This is a genomic window from Neobacillus sp. NPDC097160 (genome assembly GCF_044762155.1).
Lineage (GTDB): Bacteria > Bacillota > Bacilli > Bacillales > Cytobacillaceae > Neobacillus.
The window spans coordinates 132,489-158,978 of sequence record NZ_JBIWDU010000006.1; the positions used below are offsets into that span (position 1 = coordinate 132,489).

General features: G+C 41.9%; 27 protein-coding genes and 1 riboswitch. Of the genes, 21 read left to right on the forward strand and 6 right to left on the reverse strand.

All coding sequences use genetic code 11. The features are described 5' to 3' along the window. Window positions 1–13 precede the first annotated feature (13 nt). Together ACIQXV_RS10485 and ACIQXV_RS10490 are read right to left on the reverse strand one after the other, a co-directional pair. Window positions 14–1,291: an MFS transporter gene (locus ACIQXV_RS10485; RefSeq protein ID WP_402958536.1), complete on the reverse strand. Its 1,278-nt coding sequence runs from the start codon at window positions 1,289–1,291 to the stop codon at window positions 14–16. 22 nt (window positions 1,292–1,313) lie between these two features. Then, a complete protein-coding gene (locus ACIQXV_RS10490; protein ID WP_402958538.1) occupies window positions 1,314–2,621 on the reverse strand; it encodes an alkaline phosphatase family protein in 1,308 nt (435 codons plus the stop codon). A 193-nt stretch (window positions 2,622–2,814) separates the two neighbouring features. Between ACIQXV_RS10490 and ACIQXV_RS10495 the strand changes: the two genes are divergently transcribed. The 3 genes from ACIQXV_RS10495 to ACIQXV_RS10505 all read left to right on the forward strand — a co-directional run bounded on the left by ACIQXV_RS10495 (window position 2,815) and on the right by ACIQXV_RS10505 (window position 5,628). Further along, entirely contained in the window at window positions 2,815–3,726 is a 912-nt protein-coding gene (locus ACIQXV_RS10495) for an alpha/beta hydrolase (protein ID WP_402958540.1), read from the forward strand. Between the two features lie 255 nt (window positions 3,727–3,981). Beyond that, window positions 3,982–4,476, forward strand: coding sequence for a flavodoxin domain-containing protein (locus tag ACIQXV_RS10500; RefSeq protein WP_402958542.1), 495 nt, complete (start codon window positions 3,982–3,984; stop codon window positions 4,474–4,476). A gap of 123 nt (window positions 4,477–4,599) precedes the next feature. Then, window positions 4,600–5,628 (forward strand): ATP-grasp domain-containing protein, encoded by a 1,029-nt coding sequence (locus ACIQXV_RS10505; protein WP_402958544.1) that lies wholly within the window; start codon window positions 4,600–4,602, stop codon window positions 5,626–5,628. Window positions 5,629–5,691: 63 nt separating this feature from the next. Here ACIQXV_RS10505 and ACIQXV_RS10510 read toward each other — a convergent pair whose 3' ends face one another. Next, a complete protein-coding gene (locus ACIQXV_RS10510) occupies window positions 5,692–6,066 on the reverse strand; it encodes a nucleotide excision repair endonuclease (protein ID WP_402958546.1) in 375 nt (124 codons plus the stop codon). A 321-nt stretch (window positions 6,067–6,387) separates the two neighbouring features. On the opposite strand from ACIQXV_RS10510, the gene ACIQXV_RS10515 reads away from it, so the two are divergent. Next, a complete protein-coding gene (locus ACIQXV_RS10515) occupies window positions 6,388–6,969 on the forward strand; it encodes a TerD family protein (protein WP_402958548.1) in 582 nt (193 codons plus the stop codon). A gap of 176 nt (window positions 6,970–7,145) precedes the next feature. After that, window positions 7,146–7,544 (forward strand): hypothetical protein, encoded by a 399-nt coding sequence (locus tag ACIQXV_RS10520; protein WP_402958550.1) that lies wholly within the window; start codon window positions 7,146–7,148, stop codon window positions 7,542–7,544. A gap of 60 nt (window positions 7,545–7,604) precedes the next feature. Here ACIQXV_RS10520 and ACIQXV_RS10525 read toward each other — a convergent pair whose 3' ends face one another. Beyond that, window positions 7,605–8,663, reverse strand: a complete 1,059-nt coding sequence (locus ACIQXV_RS10525) for a putative glycoside hydrolase (RefSeq protein ID WP_402958552.1) — start codon at window positions 8,661–8,663, stop codon at window positions 7,605–7,607. A 109-nt stretch (window positions 8,664–8,772) separates the two neighbouring features. Between ACIQXV_RS10525 and ACIQXV_RS10530 the strand changes: the two genes are divergently transcribed. The 8 genes from ACIQXV_RS10530 (at window position 8,773) to galU (ending at window position 18,608) form a co-directional block, all read left to right on the forward strand. Then, complete coding sequence (locus ACIQXV_RS10530; RefSeq protein WP_402958554.1) at window positions 8,773–10,278, forward strand: helix-turn-helix domain-containing protein; 1,506 nt, start codon at window positions 8,773–8,775, stop codon at window positions 10,276–10,278. Window positions 10,279–10,464: 186 nt separating this feature from the next. Continuing rightward, on the forward strand, window positions 10,465–12,138 hold the full coding sequence (gene hutU, locus ACIQXV_RS10535; RefSeq protein WP_402958555.1) for a urocanate hydratase: 1,674 nt from the start codon (window positions 10,465–10,467) through the stop codon (window positions 12,136–12,138). A gap of 12 nt (window positions 12,139–12,150) precedes the next feature. Next, a complete protein-coding gene (gene hutI, locus ACIQXV_RS10540; protein WP_402958557.1) occupies window positions 12,151–13,452 on the forward strand; it encodes an imidazolonepropionase in 1,302 nt (433 codons plus the stop codon). Beyond that, window positions 13,430–14,425, forward strand: a complete 996-nt coding sequence (locus tag ACIQXV_RS10545; protein ID WP_402958558.1) for an agmatinase family protein — start codon at window positions 13,430–13,432, stop codon at window positions 14,423–14,425. Before hutI ends, ACIQXV_RS10545 begins: the two co-directional genes overlap by 23 nt. A gap of 263 nt (window positions 14,426–14,688) precedes the next feature. Next, window positions 14,689–15,726, forward strand: coding sequence for a serine/threonine-protein kinase (locus ACIQXV_RS10550; RefSeq protein WP_402958560.1), 1,038 nt, complete (start codon window positions 14,689–14,691; stop codon window positions 15,724–15,726). An 89-nt stretch (window positions 15,727–15,815) separates the two neighbouring features. Beyond that, on the forward strand, window positions 15,816–16,931 hold the full coding sequence (locus ACIQXV_RS10555) for a glycosyltransferase family 4 protein (protein WP_402958562.1): 1,116 nt from the start codon (window positions 15,816–15,818) through the stop codon (window positions 16,929–16,931). Then, on the forward strand, window positions 16,931–17,707 hold the full coding sequence (locus ACIQXV_RS10560) for a HipA family kinase (protein ID WP_402958796.1): 777 nt from the start codon (window positions 16,931–16,933) through the stop codon (window positions 17,705–17,707). Before ACIQXV_RS10555 ends, ACIQXV_RS10560 begins: the two co-directional genes overlap by 1 nt. 28 nt (window positions 17,708–17,735) lie before the next feature. Next, window positions 17,736–18,608, forward strand: coding sequence for a UTP--glucose-1-phosphate uridylyltransferase GalU (gene galU, locus ACIQXV_RS10565; protein WP_402958564.1), 873 nt, complete (start codon window positions 17,736–17,738; stop codon window positions 18,606–18,608). A 173-nt stretch (window positions 18,609–18,781) separates the two neighbouring features. Here galU and ACIQXV_RS10570 read toward each other — a convergent pair whose 3' ends face one another. Beyond that, the gene (locus tag ACIQXV_RS10570) at window positions 18,782–19,120 is read right to left on the reverse strand and encodes a hypothetical protein (protein WP_402958566.1); all 339 of its coding nucleotides are present in this window, start codon (window positions 19,118–19,120) and stop codon (window positions 18,782–18,784) included. A gap of 355 nt (window positions 19,121–19,475) precedes the next feature. Next, a riboswitch (TPP riboswitch) is annotated at window positions 19,476–19,585 on the forward strand. Between the two features lie 81 nt (window positions 19,586–19,666). Between ACIQXV_RS10570 and thiM the strand changes: the two genes are divergently transcribed. From thiM to ACIQXV_RS10610, 8 genes are read left to right on the forward strand one after another with little or no spacing between them, the layout of a single operon-like run. After that, entirely contained in the window at window positions 19,667–20,473 is an 807-nt protein-coding gene (thiM, locus tag ACIQXV_RS10575; RefSeq protein ID WP_402958568.1) for a hydroxyethylthiazole kinase, read from the forward strand. Window positions 20,474–20,487: 14 nt separating this feature from the next. Continuing rightward, window positions 20,488–21,306, forward strand: a complete 819-nt coding sequence (gene thiD / locus ACIQXV_RS10580; protein WP_402958570.1) for a bifunctional hydroxymethylpyrimidine kinase/phosphomethylpyrimidine kinase — start codon at window positions 20,488–20,490, stop codon at window positions 21,304–21,306. After that, window positions 21,303–21,965 carry a thiamine phosphate synthase gene (gene thiE / locus ACIQXV_RS10585; RefSeq protein ID WP_402958572.1) on the forward strand — a complete coding sequence of 221 codons (663 nt, stop codon included), beginning with the start codon at window positions 21,303–21,305 and terminating at the stop codon, window positions 21,963–21,965. The genes thiD and thiE overlap by 4 nt, the downstream gene beginning before the upstream one ends. Continuing rightward, complete coding sequence (gene thiW, locus ACIQXV_RS10590) at window positions 21,949–22,467, forward strand: energy coupling factor transporter S component ThiW (RefSeq protein ID WP_402958574.1); 519 nt, start codon at window positions 21,949–21,951, stop codon at window positions 22,465–22,467. The genes thiE and thiW overlap by 17 nt, the downstream gene beginning before the upstream one ends. A 2-nt stretch (window positions 22,468–22,469) precedes the next feature. Then, on the forward strand, window positions 22,470–23,141 hold the full coding sequence (gene tenA, locus ACIQXV_RS10595) for a thiaminase II (protein ID WP_402958576.1): 672 nt from the start codon (window positions 22,470–22,472) through the stop codon (window positions 23,139–23,141). Next, window positions 23,116–23,883, forward strand: coding sequence for an ABC transporter ATP-binding protein (locus ACIQXV_RS10600; RefSeq protein WP_402958579.1), 768 nt, complete (start codon window positions 23,116–23,118; stop codon window positions 23,881–23,883). The genes tenA and ACIQXV_RS10600 overlap by 26 nt, the downstream gene beginning before the upstream one ends. Continuing rightward, complete coding sequence (locus ACIQXV_RS10605; RefSeq protein ID WP_402958581.1) at window positions 23,873–24,652, forward strand: ABC transporter permease; 780 nt, start codon at window positions 23,873–23,875, stop codon at window positions 24,650–24,652. Before ACIQXV_RS10600 ends, ACIQXV_RS10605 begins: the two co-directional genes overlap by 11 nt. 9 nt (window positions 24,653–24,661) lie before the next feature. Further along, a complete protein-coding gene (locus tag ACIQXV_RS10610; RefSeq protein ID WP_402958583.1) occupies window positions 24,662–25,657 on the forward strand; it encodes an ABC transporter substrate-binding protein in 996 nt (331 codons plus the stop codon). 76 nt (window positions 25,658–25,733) lie between these two features. Here ACIQXV_RS10610 and ACIQXV_RS10615 read toward each other — a convergent pair whose 3' ends face one another. Further along, window positions 25,734–26,459, reverse strand: a complete 726-nt coding sequence (locus tag ACIQXV_RS10615) for a protein-glutamine gamma-glutamyltransferase (RefSeq protein ID WP_402958585.1) — start codon at window positions 26,457–26,459, stop codon at window positions 25,734–25,736. Between the last annotated feature and the right edge of the window lie 31 nt (window positions 26,460–26,490).

Below are 26,490 nucleotides of genomic sequence, written 5' to 3' on the forward strand. Positions count from 1 at the left end.
GCTCTCTCTTCGTTTATTGCGATATAGAATTTTCTTTTGAAACATTATTCGTTGTTTCCGGTACACGCAGCAAGATTAAGCCACCGATGATGAACAAAACAATAAGGCTGAATACGCCGCTATTGGTGCTGCCTGTTAACTGGGCGGTTAACCCGACTAAAAATGGTCCCAAAATGGCCGCAAATTTATAAAAAATGCTATAGAACCCAAAAAATTCATTCGCACTCTCTTTTGGAACAAGTTTTGCAAAGTAGGACCGGCTAAGTGCCTGGATGCCGCCTTGAGAAGAGGCCACAAGCATCGCTAATATCCAGAAATCTAGAGTCGTTTTTAAAAAATAGGCATACGTACAAATAACGATATAAATAAAGATTCCAACGAGCAGCATCGTCTTACCCTTAAATTTATCAGCGAGCTTTCCATAAATAATCGCAAAAGGTGCAGCCACGACTTGAGTCGCAAATAAAATAATCAAAAGGTTAGTAGAAGTGATGCCTAAATCAGATCCGTATGCGGTTGACATCGTGATAATTGTGTTAACCCCATCAATGTAAAAGAAATAGGCTATTAAAAATAGAAATAATGGGCGGTAAAGCTTAATTTTTTTAAATGTTATAAAAAGCTGCTTAAAACCATTTGAAATAGGGTTAGGAACGCGTTCTTTATAATAAATCTGGTTGACATTTTTCAACATCGGAATCGTAAACAAACCCCACCATAAGGCTGTAATCGCGAATGCGGCCTGACTCGAGACGGTAACGGATAAAGGAATGATGCTTTGCTGTGATAAAATAATTAGGGCAATCCCAAGGATAAATGGGATGGTACTTCCGATGTAGCCCATCGCATAGCCCTTTGATGAAATCTGATTCATCCGCTCTTCCGTGGTCACATCGACAAGAAAGGCATCGTAGAAAATGTTCGTTCCGCCAAAACCGATGACGGTAACCATATAACAGATTAATAGAATCAGCCATTGATTACTCGGCACAACCGCGAGCAAAAAGGTAAAAATAATTCCGAGAGCAAAGAAAAAAGTAAAAAATCGTTTTTTGAAGCCTTTAAAATCCGCAATGCTTCCTAATATAGGGGCACAAAGTGAAATTAGCAATGTTGCAAACGAATTGGCATAACCCCAGTAGGCTGTGGAAGTAGAGGCGGCAAGCCCCGCCTCTTTTGCCGCTGCTTTAAAATACAATGGAAATACGGCTGTGGTAATCAGGATCGAATAGGCAGAGTTTGCCCAATCATAGAACACCCAGCTCTTTTCTTGCTTTGACATCCGACTCATTCATTTTCCCCCTTTTAAGTCTTTAGATTGCCAACATTTCTTCTACAATCCTTCCATCAGTATTTCCTAAGCTGACACCAAGAAGCCTTGCGAATGTTGGGCCTTCATCAATGAGACGGATAGAAGGCAGGGTGATGGGTTTGATTCCTTTTCCGGCTGCCATAAAAATCGTTCCGTAATTTCCCTTATCAGGTGAATAGCCGTGACAGGCTAAGGTATACTTTTTATCTGCAGCGGCATCTTCCCGGGTGATTGTTTTGATATATTCCCCCTCAAAGTCTTCTAAAAAATAATAGCCGCGGCTCGCTTCAATCATAAAGGCGCACCTCCCATCTGCCCCTTTTTCTGCTGCTTGTTCACCGGTAAATACCTGTTCAATCCCGGAGTTAGGATCATCAAGCAATGAATCTAATAAATTTTTTACTTCATAAAGAAGGGAGGCATCCTGTTGGTCTTTAATGTAAATATATGCAGAGCCATCACAACTTTTACAATAGGCCTGCCAATTTATTATCTTCCCTTTTACGTTTGTTGTGATGAGATTTTTCTTATGTAAAATAACATTAAGGTTGACCGCTTTATTTTCATCTAGTGCACTATGGTCGCCTAATGCCACTACTGTGGAGTTTTCATAGATGCCGCGTTCATGCAGTGCTTCTAGAATCCTGCCGAGACGCCGGTTATGACGGTGAATGGCCGCGATTGCTTCTTCAGATGAAAAACCATGATAATGGCGCTGGGTATCTAAATCGGTAAAGTGCACCATTAATAGGTTCGGCTTCTTAGTTTTAATCGTATGGACGGTTGATTCTAAAACGAAGTCATCCAATTCCGGCTGATTCAGACCCTTGCGGATATGCCCGAAGCGTTTGTTGAGATCCAATTGAAAGCTGGGTGTCCCATTCTTAAGCGAAACAAGAATTTGATTTTGCCATGGGCGGTTTGCGAAAATTTCAGGCATATTATAGTCAATATTTGCTTTGCCGGTAACCGGCCATAATAGCGACGCGGTGGTCAAATTTGCCCTTTTTACTTCATCATACAATGTCGTTCCATGGATACAATTGCGGTACCAATTCCAATCCGGCGATAGTCTGCCGGGCTGGAGCAGGGTATTATTAATCACCCCATGCCGGTTCGGGTAATTTCCAGTGACAATAGTCGCATGGCAAGGATAGGTCACCGATGGGTAGATGGTTTCGACATTTTCCACATATGTACCCTTATTCAAGATGGCCTGAAAGTGTGGTAAGTCTTTTAGCATAGGAAAGTCTAATGCTGAAAGACAATCAAAGGAAATGATAATTAAATGATCTGTAAGTCGATTCATAGACAACCTCCAGTGGTACAAAGTTCTGGTTAAGATAATTGTACTATATGAAACTTGAAATGGAAGAATTGTTACAGAATATTTACAGAATTTTTGGAGGTTTGGGTGAAAATGCCGAATTCTGAATTCAAGTATAAGGTTTTTCTAGTATAATGAAATTAACAATTATTGGGTATTAAGGTGGTTAGGAATCATGGCAAGTTTCCGAAGTTATTTTTTTGAAAAAGCAATTAAGGCATCGGTTAAAAGAACTGTAAGGAAAGGGGTAAACGGAAAAGGGATGGATGAGAAGCGGCAGATGCTTGATTCGGCCGCAAGGAGACTGGTAAAGCTGCCAAAAAACTGTCAAGTTGTGCCGCATGAAATTGAAGGATTATACGCAGAGTGGATTTCTTCCGGCAATACTTTGGCGGACAAGGTGATTCTTTATTTACATGGCGGGGGGTATGCGCTTTGCTCCGCTAACACCCATCGGCCGCTGGCAGCCAGTATTGGGAAGGCATCAGGCGTGAAAGTGCTGTTTCCTGAGTATCGCCTTGCCCCGGAACATCCATTTCCTGCCGCAATTGAAGACGCTGTGAATGTATACCGTTGGCTTCTGCGTCAGGGATACCATCCTTCTAACATTATTTTTGCAGGTGATTCTGCGGGAGGTGGCTTGAGTATCGCGGCCGCACTTGTGTTACGTGATCAGAACGAGCCGCTTCCGGCTGCAATTGTTTGTCTATCACCGTGGGTAGATTTAACAAGCAGCGGGGAAAGTTATCGGAAGAATGAAAGGGTTGATCCGTATTTAAGTGTGAAGGCAGTGAGAGAAGCTGCACGAATGTATGCAGGAAGTGAATCCCTAGACCACCCGCTCATTTCACCGGTATTTGCTGACCTTACAGGATTGCCGCCCTTGTTTATCCAGGCCGGCAATCACGAGATTTTGCAAAGTGACGCAGAATTTCTGGCGGCCCAGGCGCGTAATGCAGGCGTAGCTGTGAAGATGAAAGTTTGGAACGGAATGTGGCATGTATGGCAAATAAGCGGAGACACACTACCTGAGGCAAGATGGGCAATTAGGGAGATTGGGGCATTTATAAGACAAACCCTCAAATAAAAAATGGTGCCTGACACCATTAATAAGTCACAGAGTTTGTAAATGGTGCCTGACACCGTTAATAAGTCACGGAGCTTGCAAATGGTGTCAGGCACCAAGAAGAGGCACCACAAGAAGTTGTAATAATATTGCCAATATTATCACTGCCGTTTGCTGGATATGGATTTATAATAGTGGTATGTATAGTTGAATCCCGGCCTATTAATTAGTCATGACGGCAGGTTTTTTTGTAAATGAAAGGAAGGGGAATAGGACATGAAAAATTTAATTGTTTATTGCTCATCCCATGGGACTACAGAAAAAGCGGTTGGATTATTGAGTGAGAACCTTGTAGGTGATGTTTTATCGGTAGATTTAAAAAGGGAGAAGACTATTTTTGATCTCAAAGATTTTGACACAGTCATTATTGGAGGTTCGATTCACGCCGGACAGATTCAAAGGAAAATTAAAAAGTTTATCCAAAATCACTACGATGAACTCTTGGACAAGGAATTAGGTCTTTTTCTAGTTTGTATGCGAGAGGGCGAAATGGCCATCGAGCAATTTAACAATGCCTTTCCACAAGAGTTGCGAAAGAACTCCGTTGCTATGGGATTGTTTGGCGGAGAATTCCTAGTGTCTAAAATGAATTTTTTTGAAAGACAAGTGGTAAAAAAAGTCGATGGCATCACATCCGATCAATCAAAATTAGATATTAAATCAATCATGGAGTTTGCTTCAAGATTTAATAATCTGAAGAGCTTGGTCTGAAATTGGTAAGTAAATCACGATAAATCTGAATCTCATCTGAACATTATGAGTTTTTGATTATAAAATACATCCAGTTAGCGCATAATGGAAAAGGTCTTAACTACAACATGAAAGAGGATTCGAATGAAGATTTGGTTTAATCGATGGTTTACGACGGTTTCGCATTATATTGATATGATTCGGAACAACGAAGATCACCGGAAATTTATCATTTATGGCACACACCCGAATAAAGACGCGCTTTATTTACAAAATTGTGATTTCGCCTTTGTCGAACCGGATATTTATGGTGATGAATACATTGAGTTTTGTCTTGAGTTTTGCGAGAGGCACCGGATCGATATCTTCATTCCCCGGAAAGAAAATGTTCTTATTTCTAAACGGCTGGCAGATTTCGATGCATTGGGTGTGAAAGTTCTAGTTTGTCCCGATGCATCCTTAATGGAAACGATGGATAATAAAGCAGCAGCATATCTAACGTTTTCGAACGGAGCGCCCATTTTTTCCATACCGGACTATTACGTCGTCAATAACATAGCTGATTTTAAAAAGGCGTATGGACAGCTCAAGGAAAAAGGTCATGAGGTTTGCTTCAAACCTGTCATTGGTGAAGGAGCTAATGGCTTTCGCGTGATCAAGGACAAAATTGAGTCCGTCAGCCAGCTTTTCCAACAGGGAATCGGCTATCGAATTCCTTATAATTATGCCTGCGAGATTTTAAGTCAGCAGGAAACCTTTCCCGATTTAATGGTGCTGGAGTTTTTAGAAGGAAGGGAATATAGTATTGACTGCGTTTCTTCACAGGATGAATTGTACGCTGCAATTCCCCGGATGAAAGGGGATGGACGAGTCAGAGAGCTAGTGGAAAGTCTCGAGCTAATTCAATTAGCCCATAAGTTTCATCAAGAATATAAATTGCCATATGTATTCAATATCCAAGTCAAATACAACAAGGGTGTGCCGAAACTGCTCGAAATTAATCCACGCATGAGTGGAGGGATGCATGTCAGCTGTCTTTCCGGCGTAAACCTTCCATATTTGGCGGTCAAGATTTTATTAGGTGAAAAAGTAGAGCGGTTGAAGCCACAGTTTGGAATACGGGCCAGTCATATTGAAAAAGAAATGATTTTGAAATATGGAGACATCAGTTAATAATATAAGAAAAGAGCAGGTTTTCGCTTGACGCTAGATACCTGCTCTTTTCACTATAATTGCTTATTTATAGAATACTTTGTCGGTATTGTATTTTGCTTGAAGTGTATTAATGATGTAGGTTTCATAGATTTCTCTTTCCATCGGCTCATCTACTACTAATACTGCAATTTTATACACTTCATCACGATGCGCTTTGATTGGAGAGACAGTGTCTTCAAAGTGGCGCTTTACTCGGGGTCTTAATTTTCTAGCTTTACCGACATAAAGCAATTCGTCATTAGCGTTAAAAAAAAGAATGATCCCGCCTTTATCCCGGGGAATTTTATTGTAATCAGTAAAACCATATTCACTGCTTAGTGCGGCTTCTACTTTTTCTCCTACTTGTCTCTTTTTCGTAATAACGATATCTGGATTAGGTATTTCAATTTTTATCATAAAAAGAATCGCTCCCTGCTTAAAATAAACGGCAAAACCCATTTTGCCAACAGTTCATTATAGCACAACCTGCCAATTTAGGTTTGACTTTCTTAACTTACCCATTTTTTGCAGTTTCCAATCCTGGTTTAATAGAGGGAAAGTTATTTTTTATGGTAGAAAAACAGGGATTATTTTCGTACACTTAAGGAAGGTATTGGAATTTTTGGGATTTCAAACACCATCTTACGTGAATAATTGTAGGTATCGGTGTAGAATGGTAGTAGCTTTCTATTTTTCTTAGGAAGGCACAATAAAAATAAGATAGGAAAGGGTGTTAGTATGGCAATTTCATTATCAAAAGGTCAAAAGGTAGATTTAACGAAAACAAATCCGGGTTTATCCAAGGTGGTTGTTGGTCTTGGCTGGGACACCAATCGTTATGATGGCGGGAACGATTTCGATTTAGATGCAAGTATATTTTTATTAAATGCGAATGGTAAGTGTGCATCTGAACAGGATTTTGTTTTCTATAATCAGCTTGAGGGCGGTAATGGTTCCGTTGTACATACAGGTGATAACCGTACTGGAGAAGGGGACGGCGATGATGAGCAAGTAAAAGTTAATTTATCAGCCGTGCCTGCTCAAGTAGAAAGAATCTCGTTTGTCATTACGATTCATGATGCCGAAGCGCGCGGTCAAAATTTCGGACAAGTGTCGAATGCATTCTGCCGAATTGTTAACGAAGAGACCAATCAAGAAATCATTCGTTATGATTTAGGAGAGGATTTCTCCATCGAAACAGCGATTATCGTTGGGGAACTATACCGCCACAACGGCGAATGGAAATTTTCAGCCGTCGGCTCCGGCTACCAAGGCGGACTTGGCCGTATCGCAACAGACTTCGGCCTAAATGTTGGCTAAACCAAAGAAAAAGGACCAGCAGGATGCGTACATCCAGCTGGTTCTTTTTTCTGTTTTCATAGTGGAATACTATTTAATGGTGACAGGCACCATTTGTAAGTCGTTGACATTGGTAATTAGATTGTATTTTGTGTTATGGTTAGTTGGTTAAGCTATTGGGTTTTGAGGTGATTGGTTTGATAAGGTTATTGATTAAAACGCAGGTGGTTGCTATTTTATTTGCTCTTTTTTGGATTATATATTTAAGTGTTTTGGCTTTTTTAGATCAGCCGGGCCGGGCCGCCCAACACATTAATTCATTTGTTTACGGATTTGCTATTTTAATGGCCGTTATTTATTTTCTATTATCCAAATATTTAATCGGACGAAAATGGCTTGCTGTCCCATTGGTGCTGATTCCTTATTTTTTTCTTTACAAACCCGTTTTTCAGAGGATCCTATTAAGCATTCCGAATGAGAGTTATGGAATGGTTCTCAAATTCCTCGCACTGTCTACAGGGGCGACACATCTCCTTGCGATAATTTGCGGTTTAGGCTTTGGAATCATGTTCTCTAGACCACAGTTGAAGGCATAATAGTTAGGAAGTAAAAAAGGACAAATTCCTCGGTCAAGCCGGGTTATTGTCCTTTTTTATCTAATACGGGGTATAGTCAACGTTAGCAGTATAGTTGTTACCGGCATTCCATAATAAAAATTCATTGATTCCTTGCGCATGTAAGGCGCGAATTTGATCTTCAATTTCCTGCTTGCCATATACTTTATAATTTCCCCTGCCAAGCCAGGCTGCGGTAAAATCCTGAAGCCACGGCCTTGAAGTAGGCGGTGCAGGTAATTTTTTCAATCGATTATTCTCAACCTTTGCATATTCTGCTACTAATCGGTATGGCTCTAAATCGGGTTTTGTGATCCCGAAAATAGTTGTCCAATGACTTGGATAAATCATCGCTGAGATCACATCGACATGCTGTGCGATTTCAGAAAAATTCTGCCCAATCCCACTCGCTACTGGAATGACTGTCGCATTTCCGAATACATCCACTGACACCTTAACACCATATGGTCTTAATTTTTCGCTTGCATATTTGACAAATCCAGTGACCGCAGCAGTGCGATTACCTTCGCTTTTACCTATATAGCTGAGCGGACCCTCAATAGATTCGAATTTTTCAGGAAATCTCACATAGTCGAATTGAATTTCTTTGAATCCGACGTTGACTGCCTCGATGGCCATCCCAATATTATAATCCCAAACTTCTTTCTGAAAGGGGTTTGTAAACGAATCGCCGTGGGAATTCCGCCAAATCCCTTGAGAGTTCATAAACGATAAGTTTGGCTTTGAATCTGCTAACACATTATCTTTAAAAACCACAATTCTCGCAATCGGGTAAATATGATCCTTCTTTAATGCTTGAATAACACTTTTCGGGTCTGTGATATAGGGACGGCTGGCCGCAAAATAAGGTGAATTTTTCGCTGGAGTGAAAGTAAGGTTGCCAAGGTCATCCTTTATATCAATCACCATTGCATTCAAATCGGTTTCTTTTACGAGGTTCCGTAACTTTTCAAATTGAGGGCCTTTTGTGTTCGTAGCCTTCACATAAATGCCATTGATTGGCTCGTTCCATTGGTGAGCCATTGTTTGGCAAGGGAAAAATAGGACAATCACAAATGCTAACATAATGATTTTTCGCATCGATTCACTCCTCGGGATTTTTTATTATCGTTTACATATGACCTGGAAATCATTCGTATCATGCTCGTGCCGGTTTTTAGGTATAATTGGAGGGAAGGGGTGAGTGTTTATGGAAGGTAAGTGGCTGATTGCAGATCGGGATTTGAATGAGCGGGAGGGATTGAAATGGTTATTAAAGACCTCATCAATTCCCGTGTCGAACATTTTACTAGCATCAAACTATCAGGAATTCATTGTTTTGTTTGAAAAAGAAACCCCTGATATTGTCTTAATGGAGCTGGATATGATCAGTAAGGAGGAATGGTCTGCCTTCCGTGAACTGATGCAAATTTATGATCCTATCTTACTTTTAACCAGTGCAGAAGCAACATTTGAAAAGGCACGACTTGCCATTGATATGCAGGCATTGGACTTAATGATCAAGCCTTTTTCGACAACAAAGGTAAAGGCAGCTTTCCAAAAAGCTTCACGAAGACTGAACACAAATTTTCATACTGCCAGCATTCACCATCCTCATTTACATAAAGACATTTCTTATGAAGAATTATTCTTATCACAGGAAGCAACAGCGGAAAATGTTAAAATAGCGGCTTTTCAGACAGACAATGTAAATACGGTTCCGATCCTTTATTCCTTTCTCATGGAATATCCATTCATTGATAGCCGCGGTGTTTTCACGTTAAGTGATATGGTCGTGCTTTTATTCAAGGAAACTTGCCCCACCATCACTGAACAATGTCAAAAGGCGATGCGAAGGTGGGAAGAAGAATACTCTGACCCACTGGCGATCGTTGTACATAAAGGGAATTCTTCGGCAATGACCCTTAATCAGAAATACCTGCAAACAAGGAAAATGCTGGAGTTTACCTACTATAAAGGATACCAGCAAGTAGTCGAGTTTGAGTTTTCACCGGATTGGGGGCATATCGATCCATTTTTAACACCCCCGGAACAAAGAGAATGGGTCGACATGCTGACAAATTTGGATTTGGGAAAAATAAAAAAGTGGCTCTATGATGAATTTCTTCACTTACAGGACCCCTATCCTGATCCAGGCTTAGTAAGAATTAGGTTAACCAGTATTTTGGCGCAAGTCAGGAGATTTATGAAGACTTATCATCTAAATGACAATCCAAGCCATGAACAAGAATACCGAACTATATTTAATTCGATTTTATATGATACAGTACTTTATCGGACCGTTCAAAACCTAATTTTATTTAGTCAAAAAATATTTGTTGGTGCCGAAACATGCATGCACCACTTGAAACAAGATCCAATTGAACTGGGTATTATGTTTATGAAGGCTAATTTTTCCAATTGCAACCTCAGGCTGGAAGATGTCGCGCAGTATGTGGACCGGAACCCCTCCTACTTCAGTCATTTGCTGATAACGAAAACCGGCTCCAGTTTTACAGAGTTGTTAGCGGGTATACGAATGAATGAAGCAAAGCGATTATTAATCGAGACAAGAAAGCCGATTAAAGAGATATCGATTCTGGCGGGTTATCAAAATGCCAATTATTTTAGCAGAATGTTTAGAGAAATAATCGGCATGTCGCCACGAGAATTTAGAATACAAAAAAATAAGCGGGACGAAAAGAGGACAATTTAATGAAATTGTTCTCTTTTTCCATATAAATTATCATTTTCTAAAAATATTATAATTTAAGAAGGGGTTATCCTAAAAAAAATGCAGTATTAACCATCGATTTTATCCATTTTCTATTGTTTCCTCCGTATTTTTCAGAAGATTTTATTTTTATAATAAAAATAGAATAATAAATAGGGAGTGAAAAGAATGGAAACGAATACGGCGAAACCAAGAGTGATTAAAAACTATAAAGGGACAGAATTACATGCAAAGGGCTGGATTCAAGAGGCCGCACTTCGCATGTTGATGAACAATCTTGATCAAGAGGTTGCCGAGAGACCAGAGGATTTAGTGGTATATGGCGGTATTGGCAAGGCTGCTCGAAATTGGGAATCATACGATGCCATTGTGAAAACACTGCTTGAATTAGAAAATGATGAAACATTGTTAATTCAATCTGGTAAACCAGTAGCTGTTTGGAAATCACACAAGGATGCCCCAAGGGTATTACTTGCAAACTCTAACCTTGTGCCTGCATGGGCGAATTGGGAGCATTTCCATGAGCTTGATAAAAAAGGCTTGATGATGTACGGACAAATGACGGCCGGAAGCTGGATTTATATTGGCAGCCAAGGAATTGTTCAAGGAACCTATGAAACGTTTGCTGAATTAGCACGTCAGGAATATGGCGGAACATTAAAACACACGATCACATTAACTGCAGGTCTTGGCGGCATGGGTGGTGCGCAGCCACTGGCAGTAACGATGAACGATGGCGTTTGTTTAGCGATTGATGTGGATGAGACCAGAATCGACCGCCGCATTGAAACCGCTTACCTTGATGTGAAAACTAATGACCTTGATGAAGCGTTAAAAATGGCCCATGAAGCGAAAATGGCAGGTAAGGCGTTGTCGATTGGTTTATTAGGGAATGCCGCGGAAATTTTGCCGCTAATGATTGAAAAAGGCTTCAACCCGGATGTGTTAACCGATCAAACTTCTGCACACGATCCATTAAATGGCTATGTTCCAGTAGGTTATACATTAGAAAAAGCAGCCGCACTGCGGAAAGCAGATCCAGCCAAGTACGTTGAACTCTCGAAGCAAAGCATGGCCATCCATGTGAAGGCAATGCTGAAAATGCAGGAAAAAGGCGCCGTTACGTTCGATTACGGCAACAATATCCGTCAAGTAGCAAAAGATGAGGGTGTGGAAAATGCCTTTGATTTCCCAGGCTTCGTTCCAGCATATATTCGTCCGCTATTCTGTGAAGGAAAAGGGCCGTTCCGCTGGGCAGCATTGTCTGGTGACCCTGAAGATATTCACAAAATTGATGAAGCCCTATTAAGCGAGTTCAAAGATGATGAGCATCTGTGCAAATGGGTAAAAATGGCGCAGGAAAAAATCAGCTTCCAAGGTCTTCCTGCTCGAATTTGCTGGTTAGGATATGGAGACCGTGCCCGCTTTGGTAAAGTGATCAACGATATGGTTGCTTCCGGCGAAGTTTCAGCCCCAATCGTGATCGGCCGCGACCATTTGGATGCCGGATCCGTGGCATCGCCGAACCGTGAAACAGAATCGATGAAGGATGGCAGTGATGCCGTATCCGATTGGCCGATTTTGAATGCCATGATCAATGCTGTTGGCGGTGCCAGTTGGGTATCGTTACACCATGGCGGCGGTGTTGGTATGGGATATTCCCAGCATTCAGGAATGGTTATTGTTGCCGATGGAACGAAGGATGCTGAAGTGCGCCTTGGCCGTGTCTTAACAACAGACCCTGGTATGGGGGTTGTTCGTCATGCGGATGCCGGCTATGAGCTTGCGATTAAGACAGCGAAAGAAAAAGGCATTAAAATGCCAATGCTTCAGCAAGATTAATAGACGGAGAGGATGTTGGAATTGAGTAAAGCACTTTTTATCAGAAATGCTGCTCAGCTCGTTACTTTACAGGGGAGCTCTCATGCCCCCCTTGTAAAAGAAGCGATGTCTGAGCTTGGTATTATTGAGAATGGCAGTGTATGGATTGAGGACGGAGTCATTCAAGCAGTCGGTAAGGATGAAGAGTTAGTTGAAAAATTTTCCAGTCGTCTCGGTGAAGCTGAAGTGGTGGATGCACGTGGCAAGCTCGTCACGCCAGGTCTCGTTGACCCGCATACACATGTAGTTTTTGCCGGAAGCAGGGAAAATGAATTTAATATGCGCCTTCAAGGTGCAACGTATATGGAAATCATGAATTCGGGCGGCGGCATCCATGCGACAACAAGGGCGACACAGGCAGCGACACATGAAGAGCTTTTTCTACAAAGCTATGGACGGTTGAATCAATTTTTGCGTCACGGAGTCACAACGGTTGAGGCAAAAAGCGGCTACGGGATGGAATGGGAAACCGAGCTCAAGCAGCTGGAAGTAGCGAAGCAGTTAAATGAAAAGCATGTCATGGATGTCGTTTCAACCTTTATGGGTGCACATGCGGTGCCAAAGGAATATAAGGAAAATCCCGATGAGTTTGTTCGTGTGCTAGTGGAAGAAATGATTCCAAAGGTGGCGGAGCTTGGACTTGCGGATTTTAACGATGTGTTCTGTGAGCACGGTGTTTTTACACCGGAACAATCGCGGGTAATTCTAGAAGCGGGGAAGCGTCACGGATTGATTCCAAAGATTCATGCGGACGAAATTGAACCATATGAGGGTGCAGAGCTTGCAGCAGAAGTAGGGGCGATTTCAGCGGACCATTTACTTAAGGCATCGGAAAAAGGGATGAAGGCAATGGCCGAAAAAGGTGTAGTCGGCGTGCTACTGCCGGGGACAGCCTACTTTTTAATGGCTGAATCCGCAAATGGCCGAAAAATGATTGACCTGGGAGTGCCTGTAGCGTTATCGACAGATTGTAATCCTGGCTCGTCACCGACTGTTTCATTGCCATTTATTATGAATCTTGGATGTTTAAAAATGGGGATGACTCCTGCTGAGGTGATCACCGCGACAACGATTAATGCGGCACATGCGATTAATCGCGGACTTGATATTGGCAGTTTAGAAGTTGGGAAAAAAGGCGATGTGACGATTTTTAACATCGAGAATTATATGAAGCTTCAATACTCGTATGGAGTGAATCATACGGATACCGTGGTGAAAAATGGCCGGGTGGTTGTTAGAGGAGGTCAATTAGTTGAAGAGCTTCCTCTATCCTAAACTGAATCCGCCAAGTTTTACATGGGTAAGGCCGGAAAGCGGTGCGGAGATTGCCAAGGTCCACGAGTGGATTCAGCCGCTCACCGCCGATGCTGATTCTGAAAAAAGCAAGGATGCCGATTTTGTCGTTGTCGGTGTTCCGCTTTCCCGTTCATCGATTAGTGCTTCGGGCGCTTCTGAATTTCCGGATGCTTTCCGCCGCGCTTGGAAGGGGTTTACCACCTATAATTTGGATGAGGATGTAGATCTATCGTCAAGAATGGCGGTCGATGTTGGTGATATTCCGATGCACGTCACCGATATTCACCGCTGTCATGACAATATTATCCAAGCATCCGCGGTGATCCATGAACATTTTAAAACGTCAAAGGTGTGTGCGATTGGCGGTGACCATTCGATTACTGCGATGATGGTAAAAGGATTGCATCAGGCACGGCCGGACGAGAAAATTGGAATTCTCCAGTTTGATACCCATTTTGATTTACGGGATCTGTCTGATAATGGACCCTCCAACGGGACACCGATGCGGAACTTGATTGAAAGCGGTGTTGTAAAGGGATCCAATATGTACAACATTGGATTGCATGGTTTTTTCAATACGAAGGATTTGAAGCGGTACGCTGATGAGAAGGGCGTCACCTATATAACACTTCGAAATGCCAGGAAAAAAGGCGTTGAAGAAACGGTCCGCCAGTGTTTGGCAGAACTGGCTGAGAGGGTCGACACCATTTATTTTACGGTTGACATGGATGTCCTAGATATCGCCTATGCTCCAGGGGTACCGGCATCAACGCCGGGGGGGATGACAACAGCGGAACTGCTAGAAGGGGTACTGGCAGCTGCAAAACATCCAAAAGTCAACGCAATGGACATTGTCTGCCTCGACCCACTAAAAGACACCAACGTGCAGCCAACCGTAAAACTCGGCACCCACGTATTTTTAACCTTTCTCACTGGGGTAATGCTGAGATAGGTGTCAGGCACCATATATGGAATGGACAACGTAGAGTTGTCCTTTTTTTGTTTTTTAGACGCTTGCCTTAACATTTTTCCCCTTAGTTGAATTTACTATAGTAGGCAACAAAGGGGAGTCGTTTTTATTGCAGTTTTTAAGAATGGTTTTATTAAACAAGCTGCAAAATCCAGCAGGAAGTAAGGGATTAGAAAGTGGTTTGTGACCAGCAAATCATCTGAATCGCTGCCGAATAAAGATGATTCTATGTAAGGAGGAAAAATGTGAATAGTAAACAATTAGAAAACAGGTTAAAAGATATAAAAGTTACTAATGTAGTAAATTCGGACGTGGAAGTAGTGAACAATTCCACGTTAATCATGCTAGGGAAAGGGCGTCAAGGTGCGGTCTTCCAAGTTTCTGACGATGTTTGTGTGAAAGTATTCGGGAACGAAGAGGATTGTGAACGAGAACACTATGCCCTATCCCTTGGAAAAGGAACAAATCTATTTCCGACCATCCATGCGAAAGGACCACTCTATATTGCGATGGATATTATCAAAGGTGTCGATATTCGAGAGTACTTACAATCTCAGCCCCTTTCCGAAGCATTATCCGCCAAGCTACTTGAGATGTTAATCACGTTTAAAAAAATTGGCTATGAGCGGATCGACCATCATAAAAGGCAAATCTACCTGCAGCCAGATGGCAACTTGAAGGTAATTGACGTCGCAAGAACAGTTTGGCGTGACCGCGTTTATCCGTATCCACGGAAATTATTGACCTCACTAGGGGAAGAAAATAAAGCAATCTTTTTAGCACATGTTCAAGAAATGGCTCCGGAAGTTTATGCGGAATGGCTGCACTATATCCGAATGGAAGAGATTTCTCATCAAATATATCAAATTTTACTTCCAGAAACACCTGACAAAGATACTTTGAAAAATTTAAGCACCCAGCTCCTAACGACGGAGGAGGAGGAAAAATATGTTGCACAGCTGCAAGGCTTGGTCCATAAAGTATTCAAAGAAGAATGGATCAAGACAATGCTTGCACGGGGTAAGAACCCGGATACTGTGATGGAAAAAATTGATGAGTATTGGGATGCCCGAGAGCAGGAGCTATTCCCTGATGGTGATCGAAAGGGAGAGAAGGATCGAAATTCCGAAAGGGACCGAAATCGCAATGAAGGAAAACGTTTCGCAGGGGAATCCCGCCGTGAAAATGATAAACACCACAATCGGAAGCGCTTTGAAGGAGAAAGATACCATTATCGGGATCGCAGAAGCGGTCATAAAAACAGGAAACTCCTTCATAGATGATACAAATAGCAGACTTATATAAAAATGGGGGCCCTATTATTTTACTTTTTAACAGAGGAGGTCCCAAATAAAAATAAGGAGAAAGCTGAATGAAAGTACTTGTAATCTGGCGGCTCCTCACCGTTGGCGGGGTAAATGCCGGATGGAGAAACCGATCGATTTATTTTAAACAGCATGGAATTAATACTGAATTTTTATATACGACAGACCACGGCGGGCTCCATATCATGCAGGATATTGCTCAGGTTTATTTAACAAAGGATGAACAGGAGATTATAAACATTATTAAAAACAACGCCTATGACGCCATCATTGTTGTCGACACAAGTGCAGCCTATAAATGGATTAGAAAAGCTAAATATCACGGCCCTGTCATTGTGGAGGCTCGAACCCCCGAGCTCATAAAGCTCATACCTCACCTTAAATCATTCAAAGGAATTCAGCCAGAATGTATCGTTGTTCCTTCACACTATCAAAAACGGTTAGTCTCTATTCTGACAAATGACGTCCCTATTCATGTGATTTACAACGGCGTGGATACAACTTTTTTCCGGGCATTATCCACCGAGGAAATCGATATCAACAGTGCCCCCACGCTCATTGCCGATAAAAAAATTATCGGCTGGATTGGCAGATTGGACAAACGTAAGAACTGGCCAATGTTGCTTGAGGCGGCAAAAATGATGAAAAATGAACGCAGCGATATTGAAATTTGGATTATAGGAGGCGCACAAAGTGTGCAGCGCGAAGAATTTAAGGCAGCGTGGGAAGAGGAAGGGCTCACCGAGATCATCAAATGGTTTCCAGTCATTCCCTATCAGCAAATGCCACATGTTTATGCAAAAATTCGGCAATCAGGCGGCTGCACCCTCGCGACAACCAAATCAGAATCGTTTGGCAATACGTTTATTGAATCGATGATTTGCGGTGTTCCCGTTGTTGCTTCTAGAATGATGCCTGTTACGGAATTAGTGGCAGAAGGGGAGACGGGATTGCTTTTTCGTGGACAAAATGTCGAAGATGCGGTCAATCAGTTATATAGCATCCTAGATGACCCGGTACGCCAGCAACAGATGTCGCAAGCAGCAATGGACCATGTTCAACAACAATTTTCGATCCAAGCTGTAGCAGATGACTATATTCATTTGTTAACAAAAATCATTCAAAAGAATAAAGGTGCTGACGGTGAGGTGGATACTGCGTGATGAAACCTGTTGCCTATCAAAAGAAATTGGAAGGGAAATCGAATGCACATTTAATCACTTTTAATGATGGACAGGACTACGTGGTTAAATTTTTTCAACCTGGTTTTGAAAAAACTCTGCCTAATGAGTGGGTAGGATATTGCTTGGCACGATATCTTGGTTTGCCTGTTCCATTTGCCCGATTAGTGGATATTCCCCAAGAATTTTCGAAACAAGTTGCGAAACTTACTGAAGTGCATCAGACCCAGTTCCAATTCGCCTCGTTGTACTTGCCGGATTGCTTAAATGGACATCAGGTTTCCCATGTCTCTAATATAATGAACCATCAATCTCTTGCAGGGATCATTTTACTGGATTATTGGCTATGTAATCGTGATCGAACCAGGAAAAACATTCTTTTACGAGAAGCAGAGTACAGTAATTTCCAATTATGGATGATAGACCAAGCTGAGATTTTCGGAACATCCAACTGGCTTGATGCTGATTTAGAAAATCTGCCAGTAGAAGTATTGAAAAGTGCGACACATCAATTAATGGCGCAATTTATTGAAAGCGAACAAAGTTTTACTGAACACCTTGAATTGATTCAAACCATGCCCATTCACTTAATGGAAGAAATAGTCTCACTCATTCCTGATGACTGGATGGTTTCGAAGGAGGAAAAAAAGGCGATTGTCAGTACGTTGGTAACAAGAAGAAAAAAAATCCTGCCTGAACTGATGCATAAATTTTTGAAAAAGGTCTATCGGCCATTGCATGTGAAAGACGAAAAGTAAGAAAATCTTTTTAGAAGGGAGGGAGTTTATGAAAATCCGTAAGGCCATTATTCCAGCAGCCGGCCTCGGGACACGTTTTTTACCTGCAACGAAAGCAATCCCAAAGGAAATGATTCCGCTTGTTGATAAACCAACTATTCAATATATTATAGAAGAGGCTGTGGCGTCGGGGATTGAGGAAATAATTATCATAACCGGCAGGGGGAAGCGGTCTATAGAGGATCATTTCGATAAATCCTATGAGCTTGAAGAGTTGCTGCAGCGAAAAGATAATTTAGCCGTTTTAGAGGAAGTTCAGAGAATATCTAGTTTAGTGAATATATATTATGTTCGCCAAAAAGCACCGGACGGACTCGGCGATGCTATTCTTTGTGCCAAAAATATTGTTGGTGATGAACCATTTGCGGTTATGTTGGGCGACGATATTGTCGTGTCAGAGGTTCCTTGTTTAAAACAACTCATGAATGTATTCGAGTATTATAATAGTTCTGTCGTTGCCATTCAGAATGTTCAAGAACAGGACGTAAGTAAATATGGAATAATTAAGCCAAAAGGTGCGATGATTGAGGAGACTTTATATTCAATCGAATCATTAGTGGAAAAGCCAAAGGTAGAAGAGGCTCCGTCTACACTTGCCGTTATGGGGCGTTATATATTAAAGCCAGAGATTTTTTCCATATTAGAACGGCTTCCAATTGGGCAAGGTAACGAATTACAACTAACCGACGCCATTAACGAATTAAATAAACAGCAGGCTGTCTTGGCATATAACTTCGAAGGAATCCGCTATGACATCGGCGACAAAATAGGGTACCTCAAAGCAACGATCGACCTTGCCCTAAAAAGAGACGACACACGAGAAGAGATCCTCGCCTTTTTGGGTGAAATCTTCAAAGGATAAAGGAAAAAGAAGCCAATTTTGGCTACTTCAACATCCTTCTCCTATTAACCACTAGAAGAGCCAAGGCAAAGAATTGCCTTGGCTATTTCGCTATAAAACGGAGAAATCAGTCAGAAGTTATTCTTCAATTGCTGTCTAGCTTGAAAAGTAATCAAGGACAGTTATCGAATCGGTCACTTCTTCTTTTTCTTCACCTTATAATTTTGTTCAATATAGGTAATTTGATCTAATAGTTTGGTATTTTCTTCTTTTATGGTTAGCAGTTCTAGTCTAATTGCTGAAAGTTCACTAGCTATATGTGATTGAATCTCTGAAAGGCTGCTAACAAGTTGTGTGCTACTCTCGAAGAGGCTATTTGCAAGTTGTTTTTTTAACTCTGAAAAAACATCGACTTGTTCTTGTTGAATCTCTGGCAGCTCATTAACAACCTGTGTGTTATTCTCGATTAGTGCATCGCTATCGATCGATAAAATGGTTGTTTGTTCATGATTCTTGTAATTATTTTTACTCATTTTTATGCCCACCTTTAAAATTTTTTAACATTTAGAGACTCTTTTAAGAAATATAATATGTAAAACTCTTGGACAAGCATAAACGAATATAACGAACAGAGAAGAAAAGGGCTGTCCCATTTTTTAAAAGAGATGAAAAACGAGCATATTTATGACAATATCATAGGAAATATTCCTTGGGAAAGCGCATGAACAGACAATTCTCGAGTTTTTGTGTCGGGAATTGGAGGGGCGAATGATGTTCCTCCATGTGATGAAGCATTTACCGGAATTATGTTCTAAACTAAAAAAGTTGGAACAATTTTCTTTACTTCAATGGTAATCAGCGTTAATATGTACTTAATTTAATATGTGATGTATCTACTAGGGGTGCCCTGTAATCAGGCTGAGAGAAAACGGTAATGTTTTTAACCCTTTGGACCTGATCTGGGTAATACCAGCGTAGGAAAGTAGTCGAGTGAAATGGTAATTTTTCGCTTTCTACCTAACCAGGTCCAATTTATGGATCTGGTTTTTTTATGTTGAAAAAGAAAAGGGGAGATTGGTTTGGAAAAAAGAAGCTTGTGTGAAACGTTGGAAAAAGTAAGGAAGGTAAACCCGCTAATACATAATATCACCAATGTAGTCGTTACCAATTTCACGGCCAATGGGCTCCTTGCACTAGGAGCTTCACCGGTAATGGCAAATGCAAAAGAGGAAGCAGCGGATATGGCTACGATTGCAAGTTCACTAGTTTTGAATATTGGCACATTAAACCCGCAAACAGTGGAAGCCATGCTCCTGGCTGGTAAGTCTGCCAATGAGCACGATGTTCCGGTCATATTTGACCCGGTAGGTGCGGGGGCTACACCGTATCGAACGGAAACAGCCCAACGAGTGATGAATGAAGTCAAGGTCGCCGTGATTAGAGGAAATGCGGCCGAGATTGCCAATGTTATTGGTGAAAAGTGGGAAATTAAGGGTGTGGATGGAGGAAATGCAAAAGGGAACATTAAAGACCTTGCGATCACAGCTGCTCGAAAATTACATTGTGTTGTCGTAATAACTGGAAAAGAGGATATTGTATCAGACGGTGAAAATACTTATGTAGTTGCCAATGGACATCCAATTTTGACCAAAGTAACCGGAACGGGATGCCTATTAACTTCGGTAATTGGCGCTTTTGCGGGGGTGGAAAGGGATTTAATCCAAGCCTCGGTCGCTGCCTTAACCTACTATGGCGTTGCCGCAGAAAAGGCGGCGAAGAAAACAGCCGAGCTTGGACCGGGCAGCTTTCAAATTGAATTTTTAAATCAATTATCGTTGGTTTCGAGTGAAGACTTAAATGGTTATGCTTCTTTTAAAAAAATCTAGTGGAGGAATGTAAGATGAAAAAAGCATTAACGATAGCAGGTTCCGACAGCGGCGGCGGCGCAGGAATTCAAGCAGATTTGAAGACGTTTCAGGAATTAGGGGTTTTTGGGATGTCAGCATTGACGGCTGTTACGGCGCAAAATACAGTAGGAGTCCATGCTGTGTACCCCATGACGTCAGAGGCCGTTGCCAAACAGATGCAAGCACTCGGAGAGGATATGGGTGCGGATGCCGTGAAAACAGGCATGCTTTTTAGCACAGAAATTATCGAAGCTGTTTCTGCTAATCTCAAAAAATACAAATGGGAAAATGTGGTTGTTGACCCTGTGATGATTGCCAAAGGCGGCGCTTCTTTATTACAACAGGAAGCCATTTTCGCTATGAAAACCTATTTATTGCCGCTTGCCGAAGTCATTACACCGAATATTCCGGAGGCGGAAGTTTTAACGGGAATGAAAATCCAAACCCTTGAAGATAAAAGAGAGGCTGCAGTAAGGCTATACGAGCTTGGAGTCAGAAATGTCGTGATTAAAGGCGGTCATGATGAAAACGAAATTGAATCCACTGATTTATTTTTTGACGGGAATGAATTCCACAACTTTACCAGCAAGCGGATCCAAACAAAAAACACACACGGAACGGGATGTACCTTCTCAGCCGTCATTACCGCCGAATTGGCGAAGGGCACAAGCGTATATGATGCTGTTTTAACAGCGAAGGATTTCATTCAAGCAGCCATTGAAGATGGTATTGCCATCGGCCATGGACATGGTCCGACAAACCATTGGGCATATGGAAAAAGAAAATACATTAAGGAGTTGGCAAGGTCATGAATGATTTGCAAGCCGCATTACGTGTTTATTTTATCATGGGCAGTCCGAATTGCTTGAAAGAACCAGAGGAAGTATTAAAAGAAGCCATTGCTGGTGGTATCACCCTTTTTCAATTCCGTGAAAAGGGAAAAGGGGCATTAACAGGTTCCGAAAAATTGAGCCTGGCAAAAGAACTTCAAGCAATCTGCAAAGAGCACCAGATTCCTTTTATTGTCAATGATGATATCGAGTTGGCGCTTGTAATTGGAGCAGACGGGGTTCATATCGGACAAGAGGATGAGCCGGTAGGGACGGTGAGGGAAAGGATTGGCGAGATGATTCTCGGTGTATCCGTACATACGAATGAAGAGGCGATGACGGCACTTAGGGACGGAGCAGATTATTTTGGGATTGGGCCTGTTTTTCCTACAAAAACAAAGGAGGATGCGAAGCCTTCGAAAGGTACCAGCTTGATTGAATCACTGCGAAAAAATGGCTACACCATTCCAATTGTGGGAATTGGCGGGATTACCAGTGAAAATGCCGCTTCCGTAATTAAAGCAGGGGCCGATGGTGTTTCTGTGATCACAGCGATTAGCCATGCAGAGACACCAATGGAAGCAGCAAGGGCATTAAGAAAAAACATAGGGGAGAGGAAAGGACATGAACAAAACATATAAATTGACGCTGACGGCTATGATGATTGCGATTGGCACAATCTCTAGCAGCCTGGTATCGATTCCGATTGGATTTACAAAGGTGTTTCCGGTTCAGCATTTTTTGAATGTTTTATCCGCCGTGCTGTTGGGACCGTATTACGCTGTCGCCCAGGCCTTTTGTGTCTCCTTGTTAAGAAATCTTATGGGAACGGGTTCTGTGTTTGCTTTTCCCGGCAGTATGGTGGGAGCGCTGCTGGCATCCCTATTATTTTTAAAAACTAGAAAAATCTATCTGGCATTTATCGGGGAAGTCATTGGAACGGGGATTATTGGTGCGATTCTTTGTTATCCAGTTGCCACTCTACTACTTGGGAAAGAAGCAACCTTATTTGGATTTATTCCATTATTTATCTTTAGCTCGTTTGTCGGAGCGCTACTGGGGTTTGTAATCTTAACTGTATTCTTAAGAAAGAAAGTTCTAACTATGGCTGGCCATTCTTTTAAAAACGAACTGGGGGAGTAATCATGAATTTTTCGCAACGCCTTCATGAAAAAGTTAATGAAATTTGGGAGAAAACCCATCAGCATCCATTTGTTGACGGGTTAGGCAAGGGGGACCTTCCTGTCGAATCATTTATTCGTTACATGAAGCAGGATTACGTATTTTTAATTGATTATTCCAAGCTTTTTGCATTGGGCGCAGTTAAAGCAAGGGAGCTCGACACGATGGCCGCTTTTGCAAAACTGCTGCATGAGACCTTGCATGGTGAAATGGAATTGCACCGTGGGTATGCTGCTAGGTTTGGCATTACCCATCAACAGCTCGAAGAAACAAAACCGACTCCCATCAATTTGGCCTACACACGGTATATGCTAAATGTCGCGCAGAACGGATCGCTCGAGGAATTAATCTCAGCACTGCTGCCGTGTATGTGGAGCTACTGGGAGATTAGCAAAATGCTAGCAGATAAATATCCAGAAGCTAGCGATCATCCTTTGTATGGTGATTGGATAAAAATGTACACATCAGACGAATTTGGTTCGTTGGCCATCTGGCTGATTGGGTTATTAGATCAATTGGCAGAAGGAAAATCGGAACGGAAATTAGGTATGTTAGAAGAACATTTCCTAACGACCTCCCGCTTTGAGTACATGTTCTGGGATATGGTTTATGAAGGAGCGGATTGGCCTGTTTAACTCTTCCATGTTAACAATTGAAAACCTTACATATGGTTTTGAAAACGCAAGACCCATTTTTCAAAAAATCTCTCTGAATGTGAAAGCGGGAGAATTTGTTTCTGTTATCGGTGCAAGTGGTTCAGGAAAAAGTACCCTTTTTAAATTGATTGCCGGACTTCTTGAGCCTGTACAGGGAGAGATCAAGATGGATGGTGTAAACGTAGGAAACAGGTTAGGCAAAGTAGGATATATGCCGCAAAAGGATTTGCTTTTACCGTGGCGTACGGTTTTAGACAACGTCTTGCTGCCGTTAGAGGTCATGAAGGAAAACAGCCAACAAAGAATCCCAGAGATTCGAGAATGGTTGGCCCGTTTTGGATTAGCAGAAGTGGAAAAAGCCTATCCAGATGAGCTTTCCGGCGGGATGAGGCAGCGTGTTGCCTTTTTGCGAACCATTATGACAGGCAAAGACCTGTTATTGTTAGATGAACCGTTCGGAGCACTCGATTCGCTCACGAAACGGAATATGCACAGCTGGCTGTTGGGACTGTGGGGGGATTTACAAAAAACGGTCCTATTCATCACCCATGATTTGGAGGAAGCCATTCTGTTAAGCGACCGGATTTATTTGCTTGGAAGAGAGACTATTCAAGAAATAAATGTCAACCTTCCACGACCAAGAAACGCAGAATTAATCTATCAATCAGAGTTTTTTGTGATGAGGAAAGAATTGGAGCGTTTGATTCAACATGAACAATAATTGGAGGAAATGGCTGGGGGATTATGGTCTATTCTTGATTGTTTCCATTTTGTTAGTAAGCGGGTGGGAGTGGATTGTCAGAAACGGAATGATTCCGTCCTTCATACTGCCGTCACCTACGCAAATCGGTGCGGCATTTATAGAAAACCGTCAGCTTTTATTGGAAGAACATTTGCCGGCAACCCTTAATGAGGTTTTAATTGGTTTTGGGATATCACTTGCAGGTGGATTGTTAGTAGGCGTTGGGATGCACTTTTCCCGTTCTTTAGAAAAGGTATTGTACCCGTTTCTTGTTATTTCACAAACCATCCCAATGATCGCGATCTCTCCCATCTTTATCATGTGGTTCGGCTATTCGATTTGGAGCAAAATCGCTGTAACGATTTTAATCGCCATTTTTCCAATCGTTGTAAGTACCTATGATGGGCTGAAGGCGGGAGGTGGGGAATACCGGGAATTACTGCTGACAATGGGCGCTAACCGCTGGACTATTTTTAAAAAAATCCAGGTACCGTTGGCATTGCCTTCGATCCTGTCTGGCTTGAAAATGTCTGTTGTGTATTGTGTGGTCGGGGCAACCATCGGCGAGTGGCTCGGCGCAAGTGTCGGGTTAGGCTACTTCAGTAGGCGGATGTCAGGAAACTTACAAGCAGACGCCGTGTTTGCGGCAATCTTCCTGCTTTCATTACTTGGTGTCGTGCTATTTTTATTCATTAGTATACTAGAAAAACAGGTTTTGAAAAATATAATTCGCAACAAGAGAGGATAGAAAAGAACAATGATAAAGCGATTTTTTGTCATGGTAAGTCTTTTATTACTACTAGTAAGTGCTTGCGGGAAAGAGGATGCCGAACAAACTTCCAGTAGAGCCGCAAAGTTACAGAAAGTGAGCTTAATGCTGGACTGGTATCCAAATGCTGTCCACTCCTTTCTTTTTACCGCAAAAGAAAAGGGCTATTTCAAAGAACAAGGTCTGGATGTGGATATCCAAATGCCTGCAGATACAAATGATCCGCTTAGACTGGTGGCAGCTGATAAAATCGATATGGCGATCAGCTATCAGCCGGAAGTCCTTGTGGCACGCAGCGAGAATATTCCGGTTCAATCAATTGCTGCGATTGTTCGCCATCCACTGAATCAATTAATGGTGGAGGCAGATAGCGCGATTCAATCACCCAAGGATTTAGCGGGAAAAACGATTGGTTATCCTACGATTCCATTAGATGAAGCGATTATCCAAACGATGGTGGATAGTGATGGCGGGGATGCGAAGAAGGTTAAAATGGTCGATGTCGACTGGGACTTAATCCCGGCGATGGCATCAAAGAGAACCGATGCACTGATGGGCGGATTTATTAACCATGAGAAATTATTGCTAGAAAAAGAGGGCCATCCAATCCGCACATTAAATCCTGCAGATTATGGTGTTCCCGATTATTATGAATTAGTGTTGGTTGCTAGTGAAAAAGGATTAAAAAGAAAAAAAGATGTGTATAAAAAGTTTATCGAAGCGATTACAAAGGGGCAAAAATACGTTGCAGATCACCCAGAGGAAGGCTTGTCACTATTAATGAAACATGAAGACAAAACCTCACCACTCGAAGGGGATATTGAGTCGAAAAGTCTGGAAATCCTGCTCCCGCTGATGGATGCAAAAGAAAAACCATTCGGCTACCAAGACCCAGAAACATGGGAAAAAGTCGCCCAATGGTTAAAAACCACCAAAATGATAAAAAGTGGAGTGAAAGCGGGGGACGCATTTATAAATTTTTGATGTTGCAACTGTAAATAGGGTAAAAAGGGTGTCAGGCACCATAGCAGAGCTATGGTGCCTGACACCAAAAACTACATTAGATTGATTGATACTGCGGTCTGGTGATCATTCGCATGAGGTAGGCTGAATTTTTGGGGTCCTGTTTTCTTTTGCCGTTTAGGAAGTTAATGATGGTGCTGGCATTGCGAATGCCGATGCCATGGCCGTAGTATTGGTCGTCGCCAAAATATATCACATTTTCAGCCCGCCACCACGGCTGTTTCGGATCAAAATCCGGATTGTTGAAATGCAGGACGTCTCCTGGTAAATAATCGTCCCCATATTTTTGTTGAATCGGCAGATCTTCATCAAATTGCCAATCCATCAAGTAAAGCCTTCCAAAAAGGATATCAAACCTTTCGCTTCCAATCGAATAAAGAGTGGCAATATATAAGACGATGGCGATGGCGGTGGAGCATTCAAAAGCGTATAGCTTTCCATTCTTTAGGATGTCCAGAATGGCAACCGAAGGACGAACCTCAGGCTTTATGAGGAAGCCGCCATTCCTTAATCGATCCCAATATTTCTTATTGCAAAAGGCATAGCTGAACGTTGTAAATTTTGCACCGCTTTTGTTTAATTCCTGTGCAGCTTTCATCGTGTTTGTTCGAAATAAGAGCTCGAATTTTAATTGGCTTATGGTCTGGTATTCATAAGATGCATGATTTGCCGCCATTTGTTTAACAATCGATTTCTCTTCATTGTTGGATATTCCTTGAATGAGATCCTCTGGTTCCACAACCTGATGATTTATTTTTATCATTCCGGCCTCCTGGTTTCGAAAAAATCAACTC